18 protein-coding genes and 1 pseudogene are annotated in these 16,770 nt (G+C 59.1%); 10 read left to right on the top strand and 9 right to left on the bottom strand.

Annotated features, from left to right (window positions below):
* Positions 1–106 precede the first annotated feature (106 nt).
* Both folD and ybcJ read left to right on the top strand, forming a co-directional pair.
* Complete coding sequence (gene folD / locus ACJ8IL_RS04170) at positions 107–973, top strand: bifunctional methylenetetrahydrofolate dehydrogenase/methenyltetrahydrofolate cyclohydrolase FolD (protein ID WP_016928798.1); 867 nt, start codon at positions 107–109, stop codon at positions 971–973.
* 10 nt (positions 974–983) lie between these two features.
* Positions 984–1,196, top strand: coding sequence for a ribosome-associated protein YbcJ (gene ybcJ, locus ACJ8IL_RS04165; protein WP_033637394.1), 213 nt, complete (start codon positions 984–986; stop codon positions 1,194–1,196).
* 61 nt (positions 1,197–1,257) lie between these two features.
* On the opposite strand, the gene cysS is transcribed toward ybcJ, so the two are convergent.
* Positions 1,258–2,643 carry a cysteine--tRNA ligase gene (cysS, locus tag ACJ8IL_RS04160; protein WP_033637393.1) on the bottom strand — a complete coding sequence of 462 codons (1,386 nt, stop codon included), beginning with the start codon at positions 2,641–2,643 and terminating at the stop codon, positions 1,258–1,260.
* A 309-nt stretch (positions 2,644–2,952) separates the two neighbouring features.
* Between cysS and ppiB the strand changes: the two genes are divergently transcribed.
* From ppiB to purK, 4 genes are all read left to right on the top strand, one after another.
* Entirely contained in the window at positions 2,953–3,447 is a 495-nt protein-coding gene (gene ppiB / locus ACJ8IL_RS04155; protein WP_025301816.1) for a peptidylprolyl isomerase B, read from the top strand.
* A 10-nt stretch (positions 3,448–3,457) separates the two neighbouring features.
* Positions 3,458–4,180, top strand: coding sequence for a UDP-2,3-diacylglucosamine diphosphatase (locus tag ACJ8IL_RS04150; protein WP_043135719.1), 723 nt, complete (start codon positions 3,458–3,460; stop codon positions 4,178–4,180).
* Positions 4,181–4,329: 149 nt separating this feature from the next.
* Positions 4,330–4,854 (top strand): 5-(carboxyamino)imidazole ribonucleotide mutase, encoded by a 525-nt coding sequence (purE, locus tag ACJ8IL_RS04145; protein ID WP_197770457.1) that lies wholly within the window; start codon positions 4,330–4,332, stop codon positions 4,852–4,854.
* The gene (gene purK / locus ACJ8IL_RS04140) at positions 4,851–5,918 is read left to right on the top strand and encodes a 5-(carboxyamino)imidazole ribonucleotide synthase (RefSeq protein ID WP_442516357.1); all 1,068 of its coding nucleotides are present in this window, start codon (positions 4,851–4,853) and stop codon (positions 5,916–5,918) included. Before purE ends, purK begins: the two co-directional genes overlap by 4 nt.
* A 63-nt stretch (positions 5,919–5,981) precedes the next feature.
* On the opposite strand, the gene ACJ8IL_RS04135 is transcribed toward purK, so the two are convergent.
* The 3 genes from ACJ8IL_RS04135 to ybbA form a co-directional block, all read right to left on the bottom strand.
* The gene (locus ACJ8IL_RS04135; RefSeq protein WP_043135713.1) at positions 5,982–7,388 is read right to left on the bottom strand and encodes a sugar porter family MFS transporter; all 1,407 of its coding nucleotides are present in this window, start codon (positions 7,386–7,388) and stop codon (positions 5,982–5,984) included.
* A gap of 357 nt (positions 7,389–7,745) precedes the next feature.
* A complete protein-coding gene (gene ybbP / locus ACJ8IL_RS04130; RefSeq protein WP_025301813.1) occupies positions 7,746–10,178 on the bottom strand; it encodes a putative ABC transporter permease subunit YbbP in 2,433 nt (810 codons plus the stop codon).
* Positions 10,175–10,861 carry a putative ABC transporter ATP-binding protein YbbA gene (ybbA, locus tag ACJ8IL_RS04125; protein WP_025301812.1) on the bottom strand — a complete coding sequence of 229 codons (687 nt, stop codon included), beginning with the start codon at positions 10,859–10,861 and terminating at the stop codon, positions 10,175–10,177. Before ybbA ends, ybbP begins: the two co-directional genes overlap by 4 nt.
* Here ybbA and tesA point away from each other — a divergent pair.
* The 3 genes from tesA (at position 10,832) to ACJ8IL_RS04110 (ending at position 13,205) form a co-directional block, all read left to right on the top strand.
* Positions 10,832–11,470 carry a multifunctional acyl-CoA thioesterase I/protease I/lysophospholipase L1 gene (tesA, locus tag ACJ8IL_RS04120; RefSeq protein ID WP_170311436.1) on the top strand — a complete coding sequence of 213 codons (639 nt, stop codon included), beginning with the start codon at positions 10,832–10,834 and terminating at the stop codon, positions 11,468–11,470. The two genes, ybbA and tesA, sit on opposite strands and share 30 nt — an antisense overlap.
* A 26-nt stretch (positions 11,471–11,496) precedes the next feature.
* Positions 11,497–12,273, top strand: coding sequence for an SDR family oxidoreductase (locus ACJ8IL_RS04115; RefSeq protein WP_004940195.1), 777 nt, complete (start codon positions 11,497–11,499; stop codon positions 12,271–12,273).
* Positions 12,274–12,350: 77 nt separating this feature from the next.
* Complete coding sequence (locus ACJ8IL_RS04110) at positions 12,351–13,205, top strand: co-chaperone YbbN (RefSeq protein ID WP_025301810.1); 855 nt, start codon at positions 12,351–12,353, stop codon at positions 13,203–13,205.
* A gap of 112 nt (positions 13,206–13,317) precedes the next feature.
* On the opposite strand, the gene cfa is transcribed toward ACJ8IL_RS04110, so the two are convergent.
* The gene (gene cfa, locus ACJ8IL_RS04105) at positions 13,318–14,469 is read right to left on the bottom strand and encodes a cyclopropane fatty acyl phospholipid synthase (RefSeq protein WP_197811109.1); all 1,152 of its coding nucleotides are present in this window, start codon (positions 14,467–14,469) and stop codon (positions 13,318–13,320) included.
* Between the two features lie 320 nt (positions 14,470–14,789).
* Between cfa and ACJ8IL_RS04100 the strand changes: the two are divergent.
* A pseudogene (locus ACJ8IL_RS04100) lies at positions 14,790–15,161 on the top strand (SPFH domain-containing protein); the annotation flags it as partial.
* 8 nt (positions 15,162–15,169) lie between these two features.
* Here ACJ8IL_RS04100 and ACJ8IL_RS04095 read toward each other — a convergent pair.
* Genes ACJ8IL_RS04095 through ACJ8IL_RS04080 form a run of 4 tightly spaced genes read right to left on the bottom strand, consistent with a single transcriptional unit; the run spans position 15,170 to position 16,525 of the window.
* Positions 15,170–15,505, bottom strand: a complete 336-nt coding sequence (locus ACJ8IL_RS04095; protein ID WP_442516356.1) for a hypothetical protein — start codon at positions 15,503–15,505, stop codon at positions 15,170–15,172.
* Positions 15,498–15,686 (bottom strand): hypothetical protein, encoded by a 189-nt coding sequence (locus ACJ8IL_RS04090; RefSeq protein ID WP_442516355.1) that lies wholly within the window; start codon positions 15,684–15,686, stop codon positions 15,498–15,500. The genes ACJ8IL_RS04095 and ACJ8IL_RS04090 overlap by 8 nt, the downstream gene beginning before the upstream one ends.
* A 3-nt stretch (positions 15,687–15,689) precedes the next feature.
* Positions 15,690–15,950 (bottom strand): hypothetical protein, encoded by a 261-nt coding sequence (locus ACJ8IL_RS04085; protein ID WP_442516354.1) that lies wholly within the window; start codon positions 15,948–15,950, stop codon positions 15,690–15,692.
* Positions 15,950–16,525 (bottom strand): hypothetical protein, encoded by a 576-nt coding sequence (locus ACJ8IL_RS04080; RefSeq protein WP_442516353.1) that lies wholly within the window; start codon positions 16,523–16,525, stop codon positions 15,950–15,952. The genes ACJ8IL_RS04085 and ACJ8IL_RS04080 overlap by 1 nt, the downstream gene beginning before the upstream one ends.
* Positions 16,526–16,770: the final 245 nt, after the last annotated feature.

Raw genomic sequence — 16,770 nt, 5'->3', positions numbered from 1 at the left:
CGCCGTCGGCAACGGCGGCGAGGGTGATTCTGCGCCTGACAGCGCGCTCAGCTTCTGCCAGAATAGCGGCATCCCCGCTTTTCTTAATTGATGGATTTCCACACTGATGTCAGCAAAGATTATTGATGGTAAAACGATTGCGCAGCAGGTTAGAAACGAAGTGGCTGAGCAAGTGAAACAACGTCTGGCGGCCGGCAAGCGCGCCCCAGGGCTGGCGGTTGTGTTGGTCGGCGAGAATCCGGCTTCGCAAATTTACGTCGCCAGCAAGCGCCGCGCCTGCGATGAAGTCGGCTTCCTTTCCCGCTCCTACGACCTGCCCGCTGCCACCAGTGAAGCCGAGCTGCTGGCGTTGATCGACCAGCTGAACGCCGACGCAGAAATCGACGGCATTCTGGTGCAGCTGCCGCTGCCGGCCGGCATCGATAACGTCAAGGTGCTGGAACGCATCCACCCGGACAAAGACGTCGACGGCTTCCACCCGTACAACGTCGGCCGCCTGTGCCAGCGCGCGCCTAAGCTGCGCCCGTGCACGCCGCGCGGCATCGTTACCCTGCTGGAGCGTTATAACATCGATACCTACGGCCTGAATGCCGTGGTGGTCGGCGCGTCCAACATCGTCGGCCGCCCGATGAGCATGGAGCTGCTGCTGGCCGGCTGCACCACCACCGTCACCCACCGCTTCACCAAGAATCTGCGTCATCACGTCGAAAACGCCGATCTGCTGGTGGTGGCGGTCGGCAAACCGGGCTTCATTCCGGGCGACTGGATCAAACCGGGCGCCATCGTGGTGGACGTCGGCATCAACCGCTTGGAAAGCGGTAAAGTGGTGGGCGACGTTGATTTCGACGCCGCCAGCGAGCGCGCCGCCTACATCACCCCGGTGCCGGGTGGCGTTGGCCCGATGACCGTTGCTACACTGATCCAAAATACCTTGCAGGCCTGCGAGGAATATCACGACGTTCAACCTAAATAAGTAAGGCAGTATGGAAATTTTCAATCTGGACAATCATCCCCACGTCGAACTGTGCGATCTGCTGAAGTTCCAGGGCTGGTGTGAAAGCGGCGGCGCCGCCAAAGAAGTGATCGCTGAAGGGCAGGTGAAAGTCGACGGCAAGGTCGAAACCCGCAAGCGCTGCAAGATCGTCGCCGATCAGGTGGTGGAGTTCAACGGCGGCAAGGTCATGGTTAAACCCTAACCCGCTGCCATAGAAAAAGGCGCTGAATTCAGCGCCTTTTTTGTTTTTCCCTGCGGCCGGATTACTTACGGCGCCAGGTGGTGCCCTGCGGGCCGTCTTCCAGCACGATGTTCATCTCGTTCAACCGATCGCGAGCGGCATCCGCCAGCGCCCAGTCTTTGGCGGCACGCGCTTCGTTACGCTGTTTGATCAGCGCTTCAATCTCCGCCACTTCGCCGTCGTCAACCTGAGCGCCCCCTTGCAGGAACTGCTCCGGCTCCTGCTGCAGCAGGCCGAGCACTTTCGCCAGCTTGCGCAGTTCCGCCGCCATGCCGTTGGCCGCCGCCATGTCTTCACCCTTGAGGCGGTTAACCTCGCGCGCCAGATCGAACAGCGCCGAGTAGGCTTCCGGGGTATTGAAGTCGTCGTCCATCGCTTCGCGGAAGCGGGCTTCGAACGCTTCGCCGCCGGCCGGTGCGGCGTCGGCATCGGTGCCGCGCAGCGCGGTATAGAGGCGCTCCAGCGCGGTGCGCGCCTGCTTGAGGTTCTCTTCGCTGTAGTTCAGCTGGCTGCGATAGTGGCCGGACATCAGGAAGTAACGCACCGTTTCCGCATCGTAATGGCCGAGCACGTCGCGGATGGTGAAGAAGTTATCCAGCGATTTGGACATCTTCTCTTTGTCGATCATCACCATGCCGGAGTGCATCCAGTAATTGACGTACGGGCCGTCGTGGGCGCAGCTCGACTGCGCGATCTCGTTCTCGTGGTGCGGGAACATCAGATCGGAACCGCCGCCGTGGATGTCGAAGTGGGTGCCCAGCTGTTTGCAGTTCATGGCGGAGCATTCGATATGCCAGCCCGGACGGCCCGGCCCCCACGGCGACTGCCAGCTCGGCTCGCCCGGCTTGGACATTTTCCACAGCACGAAGTCCATCGGGTTGCGCTTCACGTCGTCGATTTCCACGCGCGCGCCGGCCTGCAGCTGATCCAGATCCTGGCGCGACAACAGCCCGTATTGCGGATCGCTGTCGATGGAGAACATCACGTCGCCGTTGCTGGCCACATAGGCGTGATCGCGATCGATCAGGCGCTGCGTGATCTCGATGATCTCGGCGATATGCTGGGTCGCGCGCGGCTCTTGATCCGGACGATCGATCAGCAGCGCGTCGAAGTCGGCGTGCATTTCCGCCAGCATGCGTTCGGTCAGCTGGTCGCAGGTCTCATGATTTTCCGCCGCGCGGCGGATGATTTTGTCGTCTACGTCGGTGACGTTGCGCACGTAGTTCAGCGAATAGCCGAGATAGCGCAGGTAACGCGCCACCACGTCGAAAGCGACAAAGGTACGACCGTGGCCGATGTGACACAGGTCATAAATGGTTACCCCGCACACGTACATGCCCACTTTCCCGGCATGAATGGGTTTGAATTCCTCTTTTTGACGACTCAGGGTATTAAAAATCTTTAGCATCGGGAGATTCCGTGGTGTGCGTGATAACAAAAAAGATAACCGGGCTTCAGGTTTTCCGCCCGGTAGCGTATTGAAACCTGAAGCCTGATCTATTGCAAGGTTAAGGCCATGCTTTGCTGGCTTCACGCGAAGAAAACGCGCAAAATTCGGCGGTCAGCGCAATTGTTATAATATAACATAAACACAATTACCACAGACAGTGCGCGGTTGAGCCGCTGCTGACTCGCTAGGGCGGATATGTTATAAGGGCGGTCTGAATGTTCACTCGCTTTACGTGACGTCTCACTTCACCTTGTTAGGATTAAAACTATGGTTACTTTCCACACCAATCACGGCGATATCGTTATCAAGACCTTTGCTGACAAAGCGCCGGTTACCGTTGAAAACTTCCTGAACTACTGCCGCGCCGGTTTCTACGACAACACCATCTTCCACCGTGTGATCAACGGCTTCATGATCCAGGGCGGCGGTTTCGAGCCGGGCATGAACCAGAAAGCGACCAACGCGACCATCAAGAACGAAGCCAACAACGGTCTGAAAAACACCATCGGCACCCTGGCAATGGCACGTACCAACGATCCGCACTCCGCCACCGCACAGTTCTTCATCAACGTGGCTGACAACGACTTCCTGAACTTCCGCGGCGAAAACGCGCAAGGTTGGGGCTACTGCGTGTTTGCAGAAGTGGTTGAAGGCATGGACGTGGTCAACAAGATCAAAGGCGTGAAAACCGGCCGCAGCGGCATGCACCAGGACGTACCGGTAGAAGACGTCGTGATCAACAGCGTGACCGTCAGCGAGTAATCGCGGCTGCATGAGTACGCTGTTCATCGCAGATCTGCACTTGTGCGCACAGGAACCGGCAATCACTGCCGGTTTTCTGCGTTTTTTACGGCGCGAAGCGGTGCACGCCGACGCGCTGTACATCCTCGGCGACCTGTTTGAAGCCTGGATCGGCGACGACGATCCCGAGCCGCTGCATGCGGAGATCGCCGCGGCGCTGAAAACGTTGCAACAGGCCGGCGTGCCCTGCTATTTCATCCACGGCAACCGCGATTTTCTGCTCGGCAAACGCTTCGCCCGCGCCAGCGGCATGCAGCTGCTGCCGGAAGAAAAAGTGCTGGAGCTGTACGGCCGCAGGATCCTGATCCTGCACGGCGACACCCTGTGCACTGACGATCAAGCCTATCAGCAATTCCGCCGTAAAGTGCACAACCCGCTGATTCAAAAACTGTTCCTCGCGATGCCGCTGCGCTGGCGACTGAAGATCGCCGCCAAGATGCGCGCCCGCAGCCAGCAATCCAACCAGTACAAGTCGGACGCCATCATGGACGTCAACCCGCAGGCGGTCGAGCAAACCATGCTGCGCCACGACGTGCACTGGATGATCCACGGCCATACCCATCGCCCGGCGGTGCACCGGCTGGCATTGAGCAACGGCGAAGCCCATCGCGCGGTGCTGGGTGCCTGGCACGTCGAAGGATCGATGATCAAAGTCAGCGCCGACGCCGTCGAGCTGATCTCATTCCCATTCTGAATTCCGCACTGGCGCGCGAGTAAAAATTCGCGCTTTCGACGGTGAAAACCAGCGACGCAACCGTTTTCCTCGCCGTGCGCTCATGGTATGCTCTACGCCCTCATTCGGCCCTCAGCCGACGCCAGAAAAATCACAGGAGCCTTACACCCATGGGAGCCAACGCCGCTTCAGCCGCCACTACCGGGGCTAAAATCGCAATTGTAATGGGATCGAAAAGTGACTGGGCCACCATGCAGTTCGCCGCCGAAGTCCTGACCCAGCTCGATGTCCCCTTCCATGTCGAAGTCGTTTCCGCTCACCGCACGCCGGACAAGCTGTTCAGCTTCGCCGAGCAGGCTGCCACCAACGGCTTTGACGTGATCATCGCCGGCGCCGGCGGTGCGGCGCACCTGCCGGGCATGCTGGCGGCGAAAACCCTGGTGCCGGTGCTGGGTGTGCCGGTGCAAAGCGCCGCGCTGAGCGGCGTAGACAGCCTGTACTCCATCGTACAGATGCCGCGCGGCATTCCGGTGGGCACGCTGGCGATCGGCAAAGCCGGCGCCGCCAACGCCGGGCTGCTGGCGATGCAGATCCTGGCGCTGCACGACGCCGCGCTGGCGCAGCGTTTGGCGGACTGGCGTCAGGCGCAGACCGAAGACGTCTTGAACCACCCCGATCCGCGGGAGGACGCATGAAGCCGGTTTGCGTACTGGGCAACGGCCAACTGGGGCGCATGCTGCGCCAGGCCGGCGAACCGCTGGGCATCGCCGTCTACCCTGTCGGCATCGATGCCGAACCTGAAGCGGTGCCGTATCAGAACAGCGTCATTACCGCCGAGATCGAACGCTGGCCAGAAACCGCGCTGACGCGCGAGCTGGCGACCCACAGCGCCTTCGTCAACCGTGACATCTTCCCGCGTCTGGCGGATCGCCTGACGCAAAAACAGCTGCTCGACCAGCTCGGCCTGGCGACCGCGCCGTGGCAGCTGCTGGCGAGCGCCGCCGAATGGCCGCAGGTGTTCGCTGCGCTGGGCGAGCTGGCGATCGTCAAACGCCGGGTCGGCGGCTATGACGGCCGCGGCCAATGGCGCTTGCGCCCGGGCCAGGAAGCCGAACTGCCGGCCGACGCCTATGGCGAGTGCATCGTCGAGCAAGGCATCAATTTCTCCGGCGAAGTGTCGCTGGTGGGCGCGCGCGGCCACGACGGCCGTTCGGTATTCTACCCGCTGACCCACAACCTGCATGAAGACGGCATCCTGCGCACCAGCGTGGCGCTGCCGCAGCCCAACCCGGCACTGCAGCAACAGGCCGAGCAGATGCTGGCGGCGATCCTGAACGAGCTGAACTACGTCGGCGTGATGGCGATGGAGTGCTTTATCGTCGGCGATCGGCTGCTGATCAACGAACTGGCGCCGCGCGTGCACAACAGCGGCCACTGGACGCAAAACGGCGCGTCCATCAGCCAGTTCGAACTGCACCTGCGCGCGATTCTCGGCCTGCCGCTGCCGCAGCCGGTGGTGAGCACGCCGTCGGTGATGGTCAACCTGATCGGCACCGCCGTCAACGAACAGTGGCTGTCGCTGCCGCTGGTGCATCTGCACTGGTATGAGAAAGAGGTGCGCCCGGGCCGCAAGATCGGCCACCTCAATCTGAACGACCCGAGCGCCGCCGATCTGCGCCAGGCGCTGCAGGCGCTGGCACCGCTGCTGCCGGGTGAATACCAAAGCGGGCTGGCCTGGGCACAGCAGAAGCTGGCTTAACGGTTTATACCGCCGAAAAGAAGAAGGTTCAGCCCAGGCTGAACCTTTTTTTTGCCGCAAAGATCAACGCGAGCCGATGTTGCGCAACGGTTTGCCGGCCATCAGATTGCGTTCAATATGTTCCAGAGAAATATTTTTCGTTTCCGGGATCAGCGCCAGCGTGATGAAAACAAACAGCACGTTAAGCCCCGCATAGACCCAAAAGGTGTGAGCGCTACCCAACGAATTCAGCATGGTCAGGAATGTCGCCCCCACGATCATATTGGCGATCCAGTTAGTGGCGGTGGAACAGGTGATGCCGAAATCGCGGCCTTTCAATGGCTGGATCTCTGAGCACAGCACCCAAATCAGCGGGCCGGCGCTCATGGCAAAGCCGACGATGAACATCAGCAGCATGACGATGGCGAAATATTGCTCCGCCGCCGAGTTCATGCCGATGTTCATCATGGTTCCCAGCGCCCCCATGCCGACGGCCATCACGATAAACCCAAGGATCAAAGTGGGCTTGCGGCCCCAGCGGTCTACCAGCCCAATAGCGATAAAGGTGGCCAGCACGTTGACCAGACCGACGATCACCGTGCCCCACATCTGCTGTTCCGTACTGGCGAAGCCCGCCAGACCGAAAATCTTCGGCGCGTAATACATGGTGACGTTCATCCCGGTGAACTGCTGCATCACCTGAAGAAGAATGCCAAGGAAAACCGCGCGGCGGAAATTTTTATTGCCTTTGAACAACGCCCAACCGCTTTGCTTCAGTTTGAGGCTTTCACGAATTTCATTCAGTTCATACTGCGCCTGGGCACTGCTGTCGCGCAGCTTCTCCAACACCTGACGCGCCTGCTCATGACGATTGCGCGAGGCCAACCACCGCGGGCTGTCAGGTAAAAAGAACACGCCGACCAACAACAGCCCGGCCGGGATGGTGATGACGCCCAACATCCAGCGCCAGGCACCGGTATAGCTGAATGCCGTATCAGACAGGTAAGCGGCCAGAATACCGATGGTGATCATCAATTGATACATCGAGATCATGCTGCCGCGGATTTTCTCCGGCGCGATTTCAGAAAGATAAATCGGCGCGGTATAAGAAGCGATCCCCACCGCCAATCCCAGCAGAATACGTGAAACGATCAACACCTCCACGTTGGGGGCGAACGCAGAACACAGCGATCCCGCCACGAAGAGGATAGCGCCGATCATCAAACTGTATTTGCGCCCCAGCCGGAAGTTCATCCAGCCGCTGCCGATAGCGCCGACGGCGGCGCCAAACATCATTGAGCTGACCACCCACTCCTGCTGAGAGCTGGTGATCTGAAAAGTCTCGGTAATAAACGGCAGGGCGCCGGCGATCACGCCGATATCAAGACCGAACAGCAGGCCGGCCAAGGCGGCTAAAAAACAGACGAAAAAAGTCATACCGACATGAGTCGGGCTTTTCTCCGCCGGTGTCACTTTGACGGTATCGCTCATACAGCCTCCAGGAGAAAACGGTCATCAGTGTGCGACATGATAGGAGGCAATGCGTCGAAGATAAGTGAGTGCGATCACATTAGTGAAAACGGTTACATTCCATTAAAAATGGATATGCTGTTTTTCAAGGTGGATAAAGTCGCTTAATTTATGCATAACCCTATAAATTAATGCATAAAATAGGCGAAACCGACCTGATATCCGTTGCACCGATTATCAAAGGTAGCCGTATTGACACAACATAAATGTAATCGATTTCACTCAAGGTAGGCATGAAGAGGAATAGCACCAGTAACGCGCCCAAGAAAAACGGCAGGCCCGGCCACGCTTGGCGGCAACGGACCTGCGACAGCAAGATCAGCCCTCATAACTGCGGAACAGCGCCCGGCCGCGCAGCAGGCGCACGCCCAGCCAGCCGCCGCACAGCGACAGCAGCAGCGCGCTGGCCAGCGGCAGCGCCCACCACAGCACCGGCGTCGGCGTCCACGGGAAGTCAAACACCCGGCTCTGCAGCAGCCACAGCGCCGCCTCGGCGCCTACCGCCGCCGCGATGCCCGCCACCAGCCCCAGCAGGGCGAACTCGCACCACAGCGTGCGGCGCAGCAGCCGTTTGCCGGCCCCCAGCGTGCGGTACACCACCAGCTCCTGGCGGCGCTGACGCATGCCGACCTGCACCTGTGCCAGCAGCAGTAGGCCGCCGCACAGCACCACCAGCACCACCATCACCTCCAGCGCGCGGCTGACCTGTTGCAGCACGCCGCCGACCTGTTTCAGGATCGCGCCGATGTCCAGCAGGCTGAGCGTTGGGAACTGGCGGTTGAGCTGGGTCAGCATCTGGCCGTCGCCGTCGTAGCGGAAGCTGGTGAGCCAGGTCTGCGGCTGGCCGTCCAGCGCGCCCGGCGGGAAGATAAAGTAAAAGTTCGGCTTCAGGCTTTCCCAATCCACCTGGCGCAGGCTGGTGACTTTGGCGCTGAACGCCTGGGTATCGCCGCTGAAGGTCAGCGTGTCGCCCAGCGTGATCTTCAGCCGCCCGGCGATACCTTCATCCATCGAGACTTCGCCGCTTTTCGGCGGCCAATTGCCCGCCACCAACGGATTGTGATCCGGCAGTTCGGCCAGCCAGGTCAGGTTCAGCTCACGGTTCACCGCCTCGCCGCCCGGATCGTCTTCATGCACCCGTTCGGTCGCCACCTGCTGGTTTATCTCGGTCAGGCGCACCCGGACGATCGGGTAATAGGTTTCCGGTTTGATCTGGTGCTGCTGCAGGAAGGTTTTCACCTGCGGCACCTGCGCCTCGGTCATGTTGAGCAGGAAATAGTTCGGGCTGTCCGGCGGCAGCTGTTGCTGCCAGCGTTCGAGCAGATCGCCGCGCAGCACCAACAGCAGCGCCAGCAGCATGAACGACAGCGAGAACGCCGCCAGCTGGCTGATGGTCACCCACGGCTGATGCAGCAGGCGGTTGACCGCCAGCCGCAGCGCCAGGCTCTTGAGCGTGATGCGGCGCAGCAGCAGCAGGCTGCCCCAGCCGATGCCGCCCAGCAGCAGCGCCAGTACCGCCATACCCGCCAGGATCGCCCACAGCAGCGTGCTGGCCCCCATCAGCGTCACCAACAGCGCCACCACGATCGCCACCGTCACCGGCAGGAAGTAGCGCAGCGGCCAGACGTTGGCCACCACATCGCGGCGCAGCACCCGCAGCGGCTGGGTAGCCAGCAGCTGGCGATACGGCCGCAACCCGACCAGCAGCGAAATCAGCACCAGCGCGCCGAGCGCCCACAGCCACGGCCAGGCGCCGGCGGCGGGCAATGCAGCCGGCAACACCGGTTTCAGCAGGCGAATCAGCAGCGCTTCGAACGCCAGCCCGATCGCCCCGCCGCACACCGCCGCCAGCGCCATCACCGCCAGCCACTGGCCGACGATCAATTTACGCAGCGCGCCGCGCCCGGCACCAAGAGTTTTCAGCACCGCAATCAGATCGTAGCGGCTGCGGCAATAGTGGCTCATCGCCACCGCCACGGCGGCGATCGACAACAGCAGCGTCAGCAGAGCCGACAGCAGCAGGAACTGTTGGGAGCGCTGCAGCGACTTGCCGAGCGCGCTGCCGGACTCCTGTAGCCCGAACCAGCGCTGATCCGGCGTCAACTGCGGCGTCAACCGCGCTTCGTAACGCTGAATATCCGGCTCGGCACCGGCGAACATGTAGCGGTAGGTCAGCCGGCTACCCGGCTGCACTGCGCCGGTCTTATCGACGTCCGCCAGGTTGATCATGATGCGCGGCGCGGTCTGGAACGGGTTGAAGCCGGCGTCCGGCTCCTGAATGATTTCACCGGCGATGCGCAGCGTGGTGTCGCCCACCTCGAGCGAATCCCCCACTTTCACGTTCAGCAGCGCCAGCAAACGCGGCGCCACCAGCACGCTGCCCGGTTCGGGCTGGATGTTGGCCGGACGCGTTTCCAGCTTGCCGTACAGCGGATAGGCCAGATCGGTGGCTTTCACGTCCGCCAGCTGCGGCCGATCGCCGGCATAGGTCATGGTGGTGAACGACAGCTGACGACTCACCTTCAGCCCCTGTTGCTGCGCGTCCAGCAGCCAGCCTTCCGGCACCGGATGCGCGCTGCGCAACACCCGATCGCCGGCGATAAAGTCACGGCTCTGCTGGCTGAGCCCTTTGTCCATGCGATCGCTGATGCTGCCCAGCGCCAGCACGCAGGCCACGGAGAGCGTCAACGCCAACCAAACGATCAGCAGCGACGGCGAGCGCCATTCGCGCCAGAACCAGCGCCAGATCATGCTTCCTCCCACAGCTTGCCTTCACGCAGCCGCAGCCGCCGCTGGCAGCGCGCCGCCAGGGTTTCGTCATGGGTCACCAGGATCAGGGTAGTGTCAAAATCGCGGTTGAGGGAAAACAGCAGGTCGGCGATGCGATCGCCGGTCTGACGATCGAGGTTGCCGGTCGGTTCATCGGCGAACAGCACCCGCGGTCGGCCGCTGAAGGCGCGCGCCAGCGCCACGCGCTGCTGCTCGCCGCCGGACAGCTGCGCCGGCAGGTGATCGAGCCGTTTCCCCAGCCCCAACTGATCGAGCAGTTGCACCGCCTGCTCGCGGCTCTGTCTGTCGCTCTCGCCGCGCAACAGCGCCGGCAGCTGCACGTTTTCCAGCGCGTTCAACGTCGGCACCAGCATGAACGACTGAAACACGAAGCCGACGTTCCTGGCGCGCAGCGCGGCGCGGCCTTCTTCGTCAAGTGCGGTCAGCGACTCGCCGAGCAGGCGCACCTCGCCCTCGCTGCCGTCATCCAGCCCGGCCAAAATGCCCAGCAGGGTCGATTTCCCCGATCCGGATTCACCAATCAGGGCGATCGTCTGCGCGGGTTTGACAAGCAGCTCGACTCCGGTAAGGATGGTGAGCTGATGCTCACCCTGACCAACGTGTTTACTAAGATGATGAACTTCAAGAACGTTTTCCGCTGGCATCTTCCCTTCCTTTTGCTGTTGGGATTATTCAGTTTACGCGCTGCCGCCGCCGATACCTTGTTGATTTTGGGCGACAGTTTAAGCGCCGGCTACCGCCTGCCGATCGAGCGGGCCTGGCCGACGCTGTTGGCCGAACAGTGGCAGAAAAAGTCGGGCGCGCCGCAGCTGGTCAACGCCAGCATCAGCGGCGACACCGCCGCACAGGGGCTGGCGCGTCTGCCCGCGCTGCTGAAACACCATCAGCCGCGCTGGGTGCTGATCGAGCTGGGCGCCAACGACGGCCTGCGCGGCTTCCCGGCGCAGAACGTACAGCGCGATCTCGGCCAAATCATCACGTTGGTGCAGCAAGCCGGCGCGCAGCCGCTGCTGATGCAGATCCGCATCCCGCCGAACTACGGCCGCCGCTATACTGAAGCGTTCAGCGCCGTCTACCCGGCGCTGGCCAAACAGTTCAACATTCCGCTGCTGCCGTTCTATATGGAACAGGTGGTGGTGAAGCCGGAATGGATGCAGGATGACGGATTGCACCCCAATGGGGATGCCCAGCCGTTTATCGCCACCTGGATGGCGGAGCGCCTGGAGCCTCTAGTAAAGCATGAGTCTCACTAAATTAGGGTCGTACACTAGGTAAAGTTATGCAAAAAGCGGTATTGATAACCGGCTGTTCCAGCGGGATTGGCTTGATTGCGGCGCAGGATCTGCGCAACCGCGGCTACCGGGTGCTGGCTGCCTGCCGCAAACCGCAGGACGTGGAAAACATGCGCCAGCTCGGGCTGGAAGGCATCGAGCTGGATCTGGACGACAGCGCCAGCGTCGAGCGCGCCGCCGCCGAGGTGATCGCGCTGACCGACGGCCGCCTGTACGGCCTGTTCAATAACGGCGGTTTCGGCGTTTACGGCCCGCTCAGCCGCATTTCGCGCAGCCAGCTGGAGCGGCAGTTCGCCACCAATCTGTTCGGCACCCACCAACTGACCCAACTGTTGTTGCCCGCGATGTTGCCGCACGGCGAAGGGCGCATTATTCAGACCAGTTCGGTGATGGGCCTGGTTTCCAGCGCCGGGCGCGGCGCCTACGCCGCCAGCAAGTTCGCGCTGGAAGCCTGGTCGGACGCGCTGCGCATGGAGCTGCACGGCAGCGGCATTCAGGTCAGCCTGATCGAACCGGGGCCGATCTCCACCCACTTTAGCCAGAACGTCAACCAGGCGCAGAGCGACAAGCCGGTGCACAATCCCGGCATCGCCAAGCGCCTGACGCTGCCGCCGGAGGCCATTCTGCCCAAATTGCGCCACGCGCTGGAAAGCCCGCGCGCCAAATTGCGCTACCCGGTGACCCTGCTGGCGCACGCCATGAGCGTGCTGCGCCGCATTTTGCCGGGCCGCTGCCTGGATTGGCTGCTGCGCAGCAACGCTTAATTCGCCCGCCGGGGTTGAAGAATGGCGGCGCGCCCCCATCTACACCCCATGGCTCCGCACGATCAGAGAGAAAAAAGATGCTAGCTCAAGCTGTTGTTGATATTAACGAAACTAACCTGCACCAGACGCTGGAACAGTCGATGTCCATTCCGGTGCTGTTCTACTTCTGGTCCGAGCGCAGCCAACACTGCCTGCAGCTCACGCCGGTGCTGGACAAGCTGGCGGCGGAATACGCCGGTCAGTTCATTCTGGCCAAGGTGGACTGCGACGCCGAACAGATGATCGCCTCCCAATTCGGGTTGCGTTCGATTCCGACGGTCTACCTGTTTAAAGACGGTCAGCCGGTCGATGGCTTCCAGGGCCCGCAGCCGGAAGAAGCGATCCGCGACTTGCTGCAGCGTTTCCTGCCGAAGGAAGAAGATCTGAAACTGGCGCAGGCGCAAGAATTGCTGGCCGCCGGCAACGCCGCCGAAGCGCTGCCGCTGCTGAAAGACGCCTGGCAGAGCAGCCAGCAGCGCAGCGACATCGGCCTGACGCTGGCCGAAACCCAGATCGCCCTCAGCCGCAGCGAAGACGCTGAAGCGGTGCTGGCGACCATCCCGCTGCAGGATCGCGATACCCGCTATCAGGGCCTGGTGGCGCAGATTGAACTGTTGAAGCAGGCGGCGGACACGCCGGAAATCCAGCAGCTGCAACAACAGGTGCAGCAGCAGCCGGACAACGTCGAACTGGCGGTGCAGCTGGCGCTGCAGCTGCATCAGGTCGGGCGTAACGAAGAAGCGCTGGAACTGCTGATGGGGCATCTGAAGAAAGATCTGGCCGCCGCCAACGGCAGCGCGCGCAAAACCCTGATGGACATTCTGGCCGCGCTCGGCACCGGCGACGCGCTGGCCGCTAAATATCGCCGCCAGCTGTACTCTCTGCTGTACTGATATCCGTCACACTTGAAGCTGCATCCAGGCGGCAAACGTGAGAAGCCCTGGGAACTTAGATAACTAAGTGACCAGGGCTCGAACATGCAGCCAGCTTGAAATATGACGGGGATTAGCGATAGACCCGCACCCCGCCCTCCACGCCCGCCGGGCTGAACAACACCTGCCACAGCTGAATGTTGCGCGAACGGAACGCGCCGGCGCAGGCGTTCAGGTAATAGGTGAACATGCGTTCGAAGCGCTCGGAATAACTGCCCATCAGATCCGGCCACGCCCGTTTGAAATTCTCCAGCCAGGCCATCAGCGTGCGATCGTAATCGGCGCCAAAGTTGTGCCAATCCTCCATCACGAAACGCCCTTCGCTGGCCTCGGCGATATGCCGCACCGAAGGCAGGCAGCCGTTGGGGAAGATGTATTTGTCTATCCAGGTGTCGACGTTGAGATCGGTTTGATTGGAACCGATAGTGTGCAACAGGAACAGACCGTCGGGCTTCAGGTTGCGCGCCGCGACGCTGAAGTAGGTCTCGTAGTTTTTCGGCCCGACGTGCTCGAACATGCCGACCGACACGATGCGATCAAACTGACGATCCAGATCGCGGTAATCCTGCAGCAAGATCTCGACGTCCAGCCCGGCGCAGCGTTCCTGCGCCAGCTTCTGCTGCTCGGCCGAAATGGTCACGCCGTGCACCGAGACGCCGTAGTTTTGCGCCGCAAACTGCGCCAATCCGCCCCAGCCGCAACCGATATCCAGCAGCGTCATGCCCGGTTTCAACTGCAGTTTTTCGCAGATCATCCTGAGCTTGGCCTGCTGCGCCTGCTCCAGCGTCTGCGCCTCTTTCCAGTAGCCGCAGGAGTATTGCATATAAGGATCGAGCATCGCCCGGAACAGGTCGTTGCCGATGTCGTAGTGCTCTTTGCCCACCTGCCAGGCACGCTTGCGCGATTGGCGATTGAACAGCCGGGCATAGGCGATGCGCGCGATGTCGCTCAGGCTTTTCGGCAGCCGCTCATCGACGCCGGCCTGCAGAATGCGGGTGAACAGCATGTCCAGCCGTTCGCACTCCCACCAGCCGTCCATATAGCTTTCGCCGAAGCCGAGCGAGCCTTCCTGCAAAATGCGTTTGAACAGCGCCGGGTTATGCACCCGGATATCCCAGGCGCGCGGGCCGTTGATGGCGACGCCGGCTTCCGCCAACATCTCCTCCACAATGCGATACCAACGATCCTTCTTCTGGGCGAGTTCATCAACACTGAGCGAATCCATAACAATCCTTGGCCGAAATGTCATTTCAAAAAGCATAGTCGCAAATAAAAATGACAACTTTTTGACGGTAAATACAGGGGGTGTTTTTACTCTAGCCAAGGCGAGCAACAGCATGAAATGAATAAAAATTATTGAAATCATGCCATTTAGGCATACTTATTTTTCAGCTGTGCCACACTTGTCGTGACAACACTCTGTTCCAGACGCGGGATCCACCGCTCGCGGGTTGCGTCAGCGCCCTGGATTAAGTCGCGGTATCAGTAGGCATTTTTCCGGCGCTGACGTAATATCTGTTTACATATGTCTGACAGGAGGTTTGCATGCTTACTTTTATTCCCATCGTGATCGTCGTCGCGCTGATTGTGGTGTTCGCCGGCGTCAAAATTGTGCCGCAGGGGTTCCAATGGACGGTAGAACGCTTCGGCCGCTACACCAAAACGCTGATGCCGGGGCTGAACCTGGTGGTGCCGTTCATGGACCGCATCGGCCGCAAAATCAACATGATGGAGCAGGTGCTGGATATCCCTTCCCAAGAGGTGATTTCCCGCGATAACGCCAACGTCGCCATCGACGCGGTGTGCTTCATCCAGGTGGTCGATCCGGCGCGCGCCGCCTACGAGGTCAGCAACCTCGAACAGGCGATCGTCAACCTGACCATGACCAATGTTCACAATAAGTATGCAAGCCTGAAACACTGATGTCAAGCGGCTTCAAGCAGATGGGACAGAGCAATCATTCGGATTCGTTCTTGCGTGTAACCTGCTAAACGGTACTTCTTAACCAACGAGTAACCAATCTCATCCAGACGGTTAAGAGCCTTATCAGACAGCTTCACAATGATGTTATTTCTGTTATCCCCACCTTCTGAGTGGAATGGCGCTCTTGCTGCTGAAGCGGTTACCCGTACAATCTGTGGCTTTGGTTTAGGTGGCTTGCGTGTCTTTGAACAGTCCACACAACTACCCGATGAGACATAACGGATAAGTGAGCCGCAATGAATACACGGCTTATCAGAGTTAGTGAAAGTATTAGCCATTTAAGAGTCCTTCTAAGTAGCTGGTGATTCGTGCTTGCTGTGAACGGGTTGAACCATCGTTTGAACGGCGAACCAACTTATCAAATAATTGAGGGTGGATTTTCCCAACCAGATTGTGACCAACAATTAGACAGCCGTTAGAATCGTAATAGTTAATCGGGGCGTTAATCGTATCTTCCATTTATCAGCCCCCGCTTACCATCTGTTTAATAGCCTCTTTCAAGGCTGCATCTCTTCGCTGTTTAAACGATGGCTTAGGCTTCACCTTATACGTGGTGACCGCTTTAGCTGGCTTCACATTTGGTTTAGGCTTATTACCTGAAGCAAGTAGCTTATAAGTTGATTCGCTAATCTCTGCTTGACCGTTGAAATATTTGTATTCCATTGAGTCAGTAAGATGATTATAACTACCACGCTTTGACAGTCCTTTCATTGGAATACTCATTATTCGGTTACCTCTTCAGAGTCAGTTACAATCACGTTTAAATAGCTTTCAAATGATTTAATTGAATCCAGAGCTTTACGGGCTTGAATAACAATTACATTTCGCTGGTGTACAGCTTCAGAGGCTTTCACCTTCAGACGTTCAATCATTTTATCAATGGTTGATTCAGCCTCTGCTGTAGCCTTATCAGTAATTTCCTGAAGAGGGTTATCTTTAGCGTTCTTAGGCATACGAATAAAGGTAACCATTCCAACAGATACACGGTGAACCATGTAGCCCTGTTCAGCCATTGACTGAATCACCTGCTGTTGGTTGGTCGGGTAAACCTGCTTAACAATGAATCCGTGACGCTCTGAAGGATTAGCCAGATATTCAGCGACCTTCTGATTAATCAACACTGAACGAGATTCTACAGCATCCTGATATTCAAATTCAGCTTTATTCATTCGGTCAGTGGCTTGCTGTACTTTCGGGAAATACAACTTTTCAATATGAGTACGTTGCTCACAAGGTAACAGGTGGCTGATACTTGCAACGGGTGATTCAATTTTTACAGCATGGGCTAAATCTTTCATTAGTAATTACTCTTAGTCTGGTTTACTTAGATTTCAGAAAGCACAAAACCGCATCCAGCCAACTTAATGTTACGGGACACGGTTCAATGTTTTCAAATTAGGTTGTTCATCTTCTCAAGAGGAATTCCCGTCACTCATTCGGGATGGATGCCTGAGAAGATAAACAGAAGGAAACTGAGGAATTAGAAATAATCGGTGATTGACGGATAGTGAATATCTCTAACTCATATAACCATTCTGTCATA

This window comes from Serratia sp. CY47444 (assembly GCF_052168635.1).
Classification (GTDB): domain Bacteria; phylum Pseudomonadota; class Gammaproteobacteria; order Enterobacterales; family Enterobacteriaceae; genus Serratia; species Serratia bockelmannii.
This window is presented reverse-complemented; position numbering and strand designations above follow the sequence as displayed.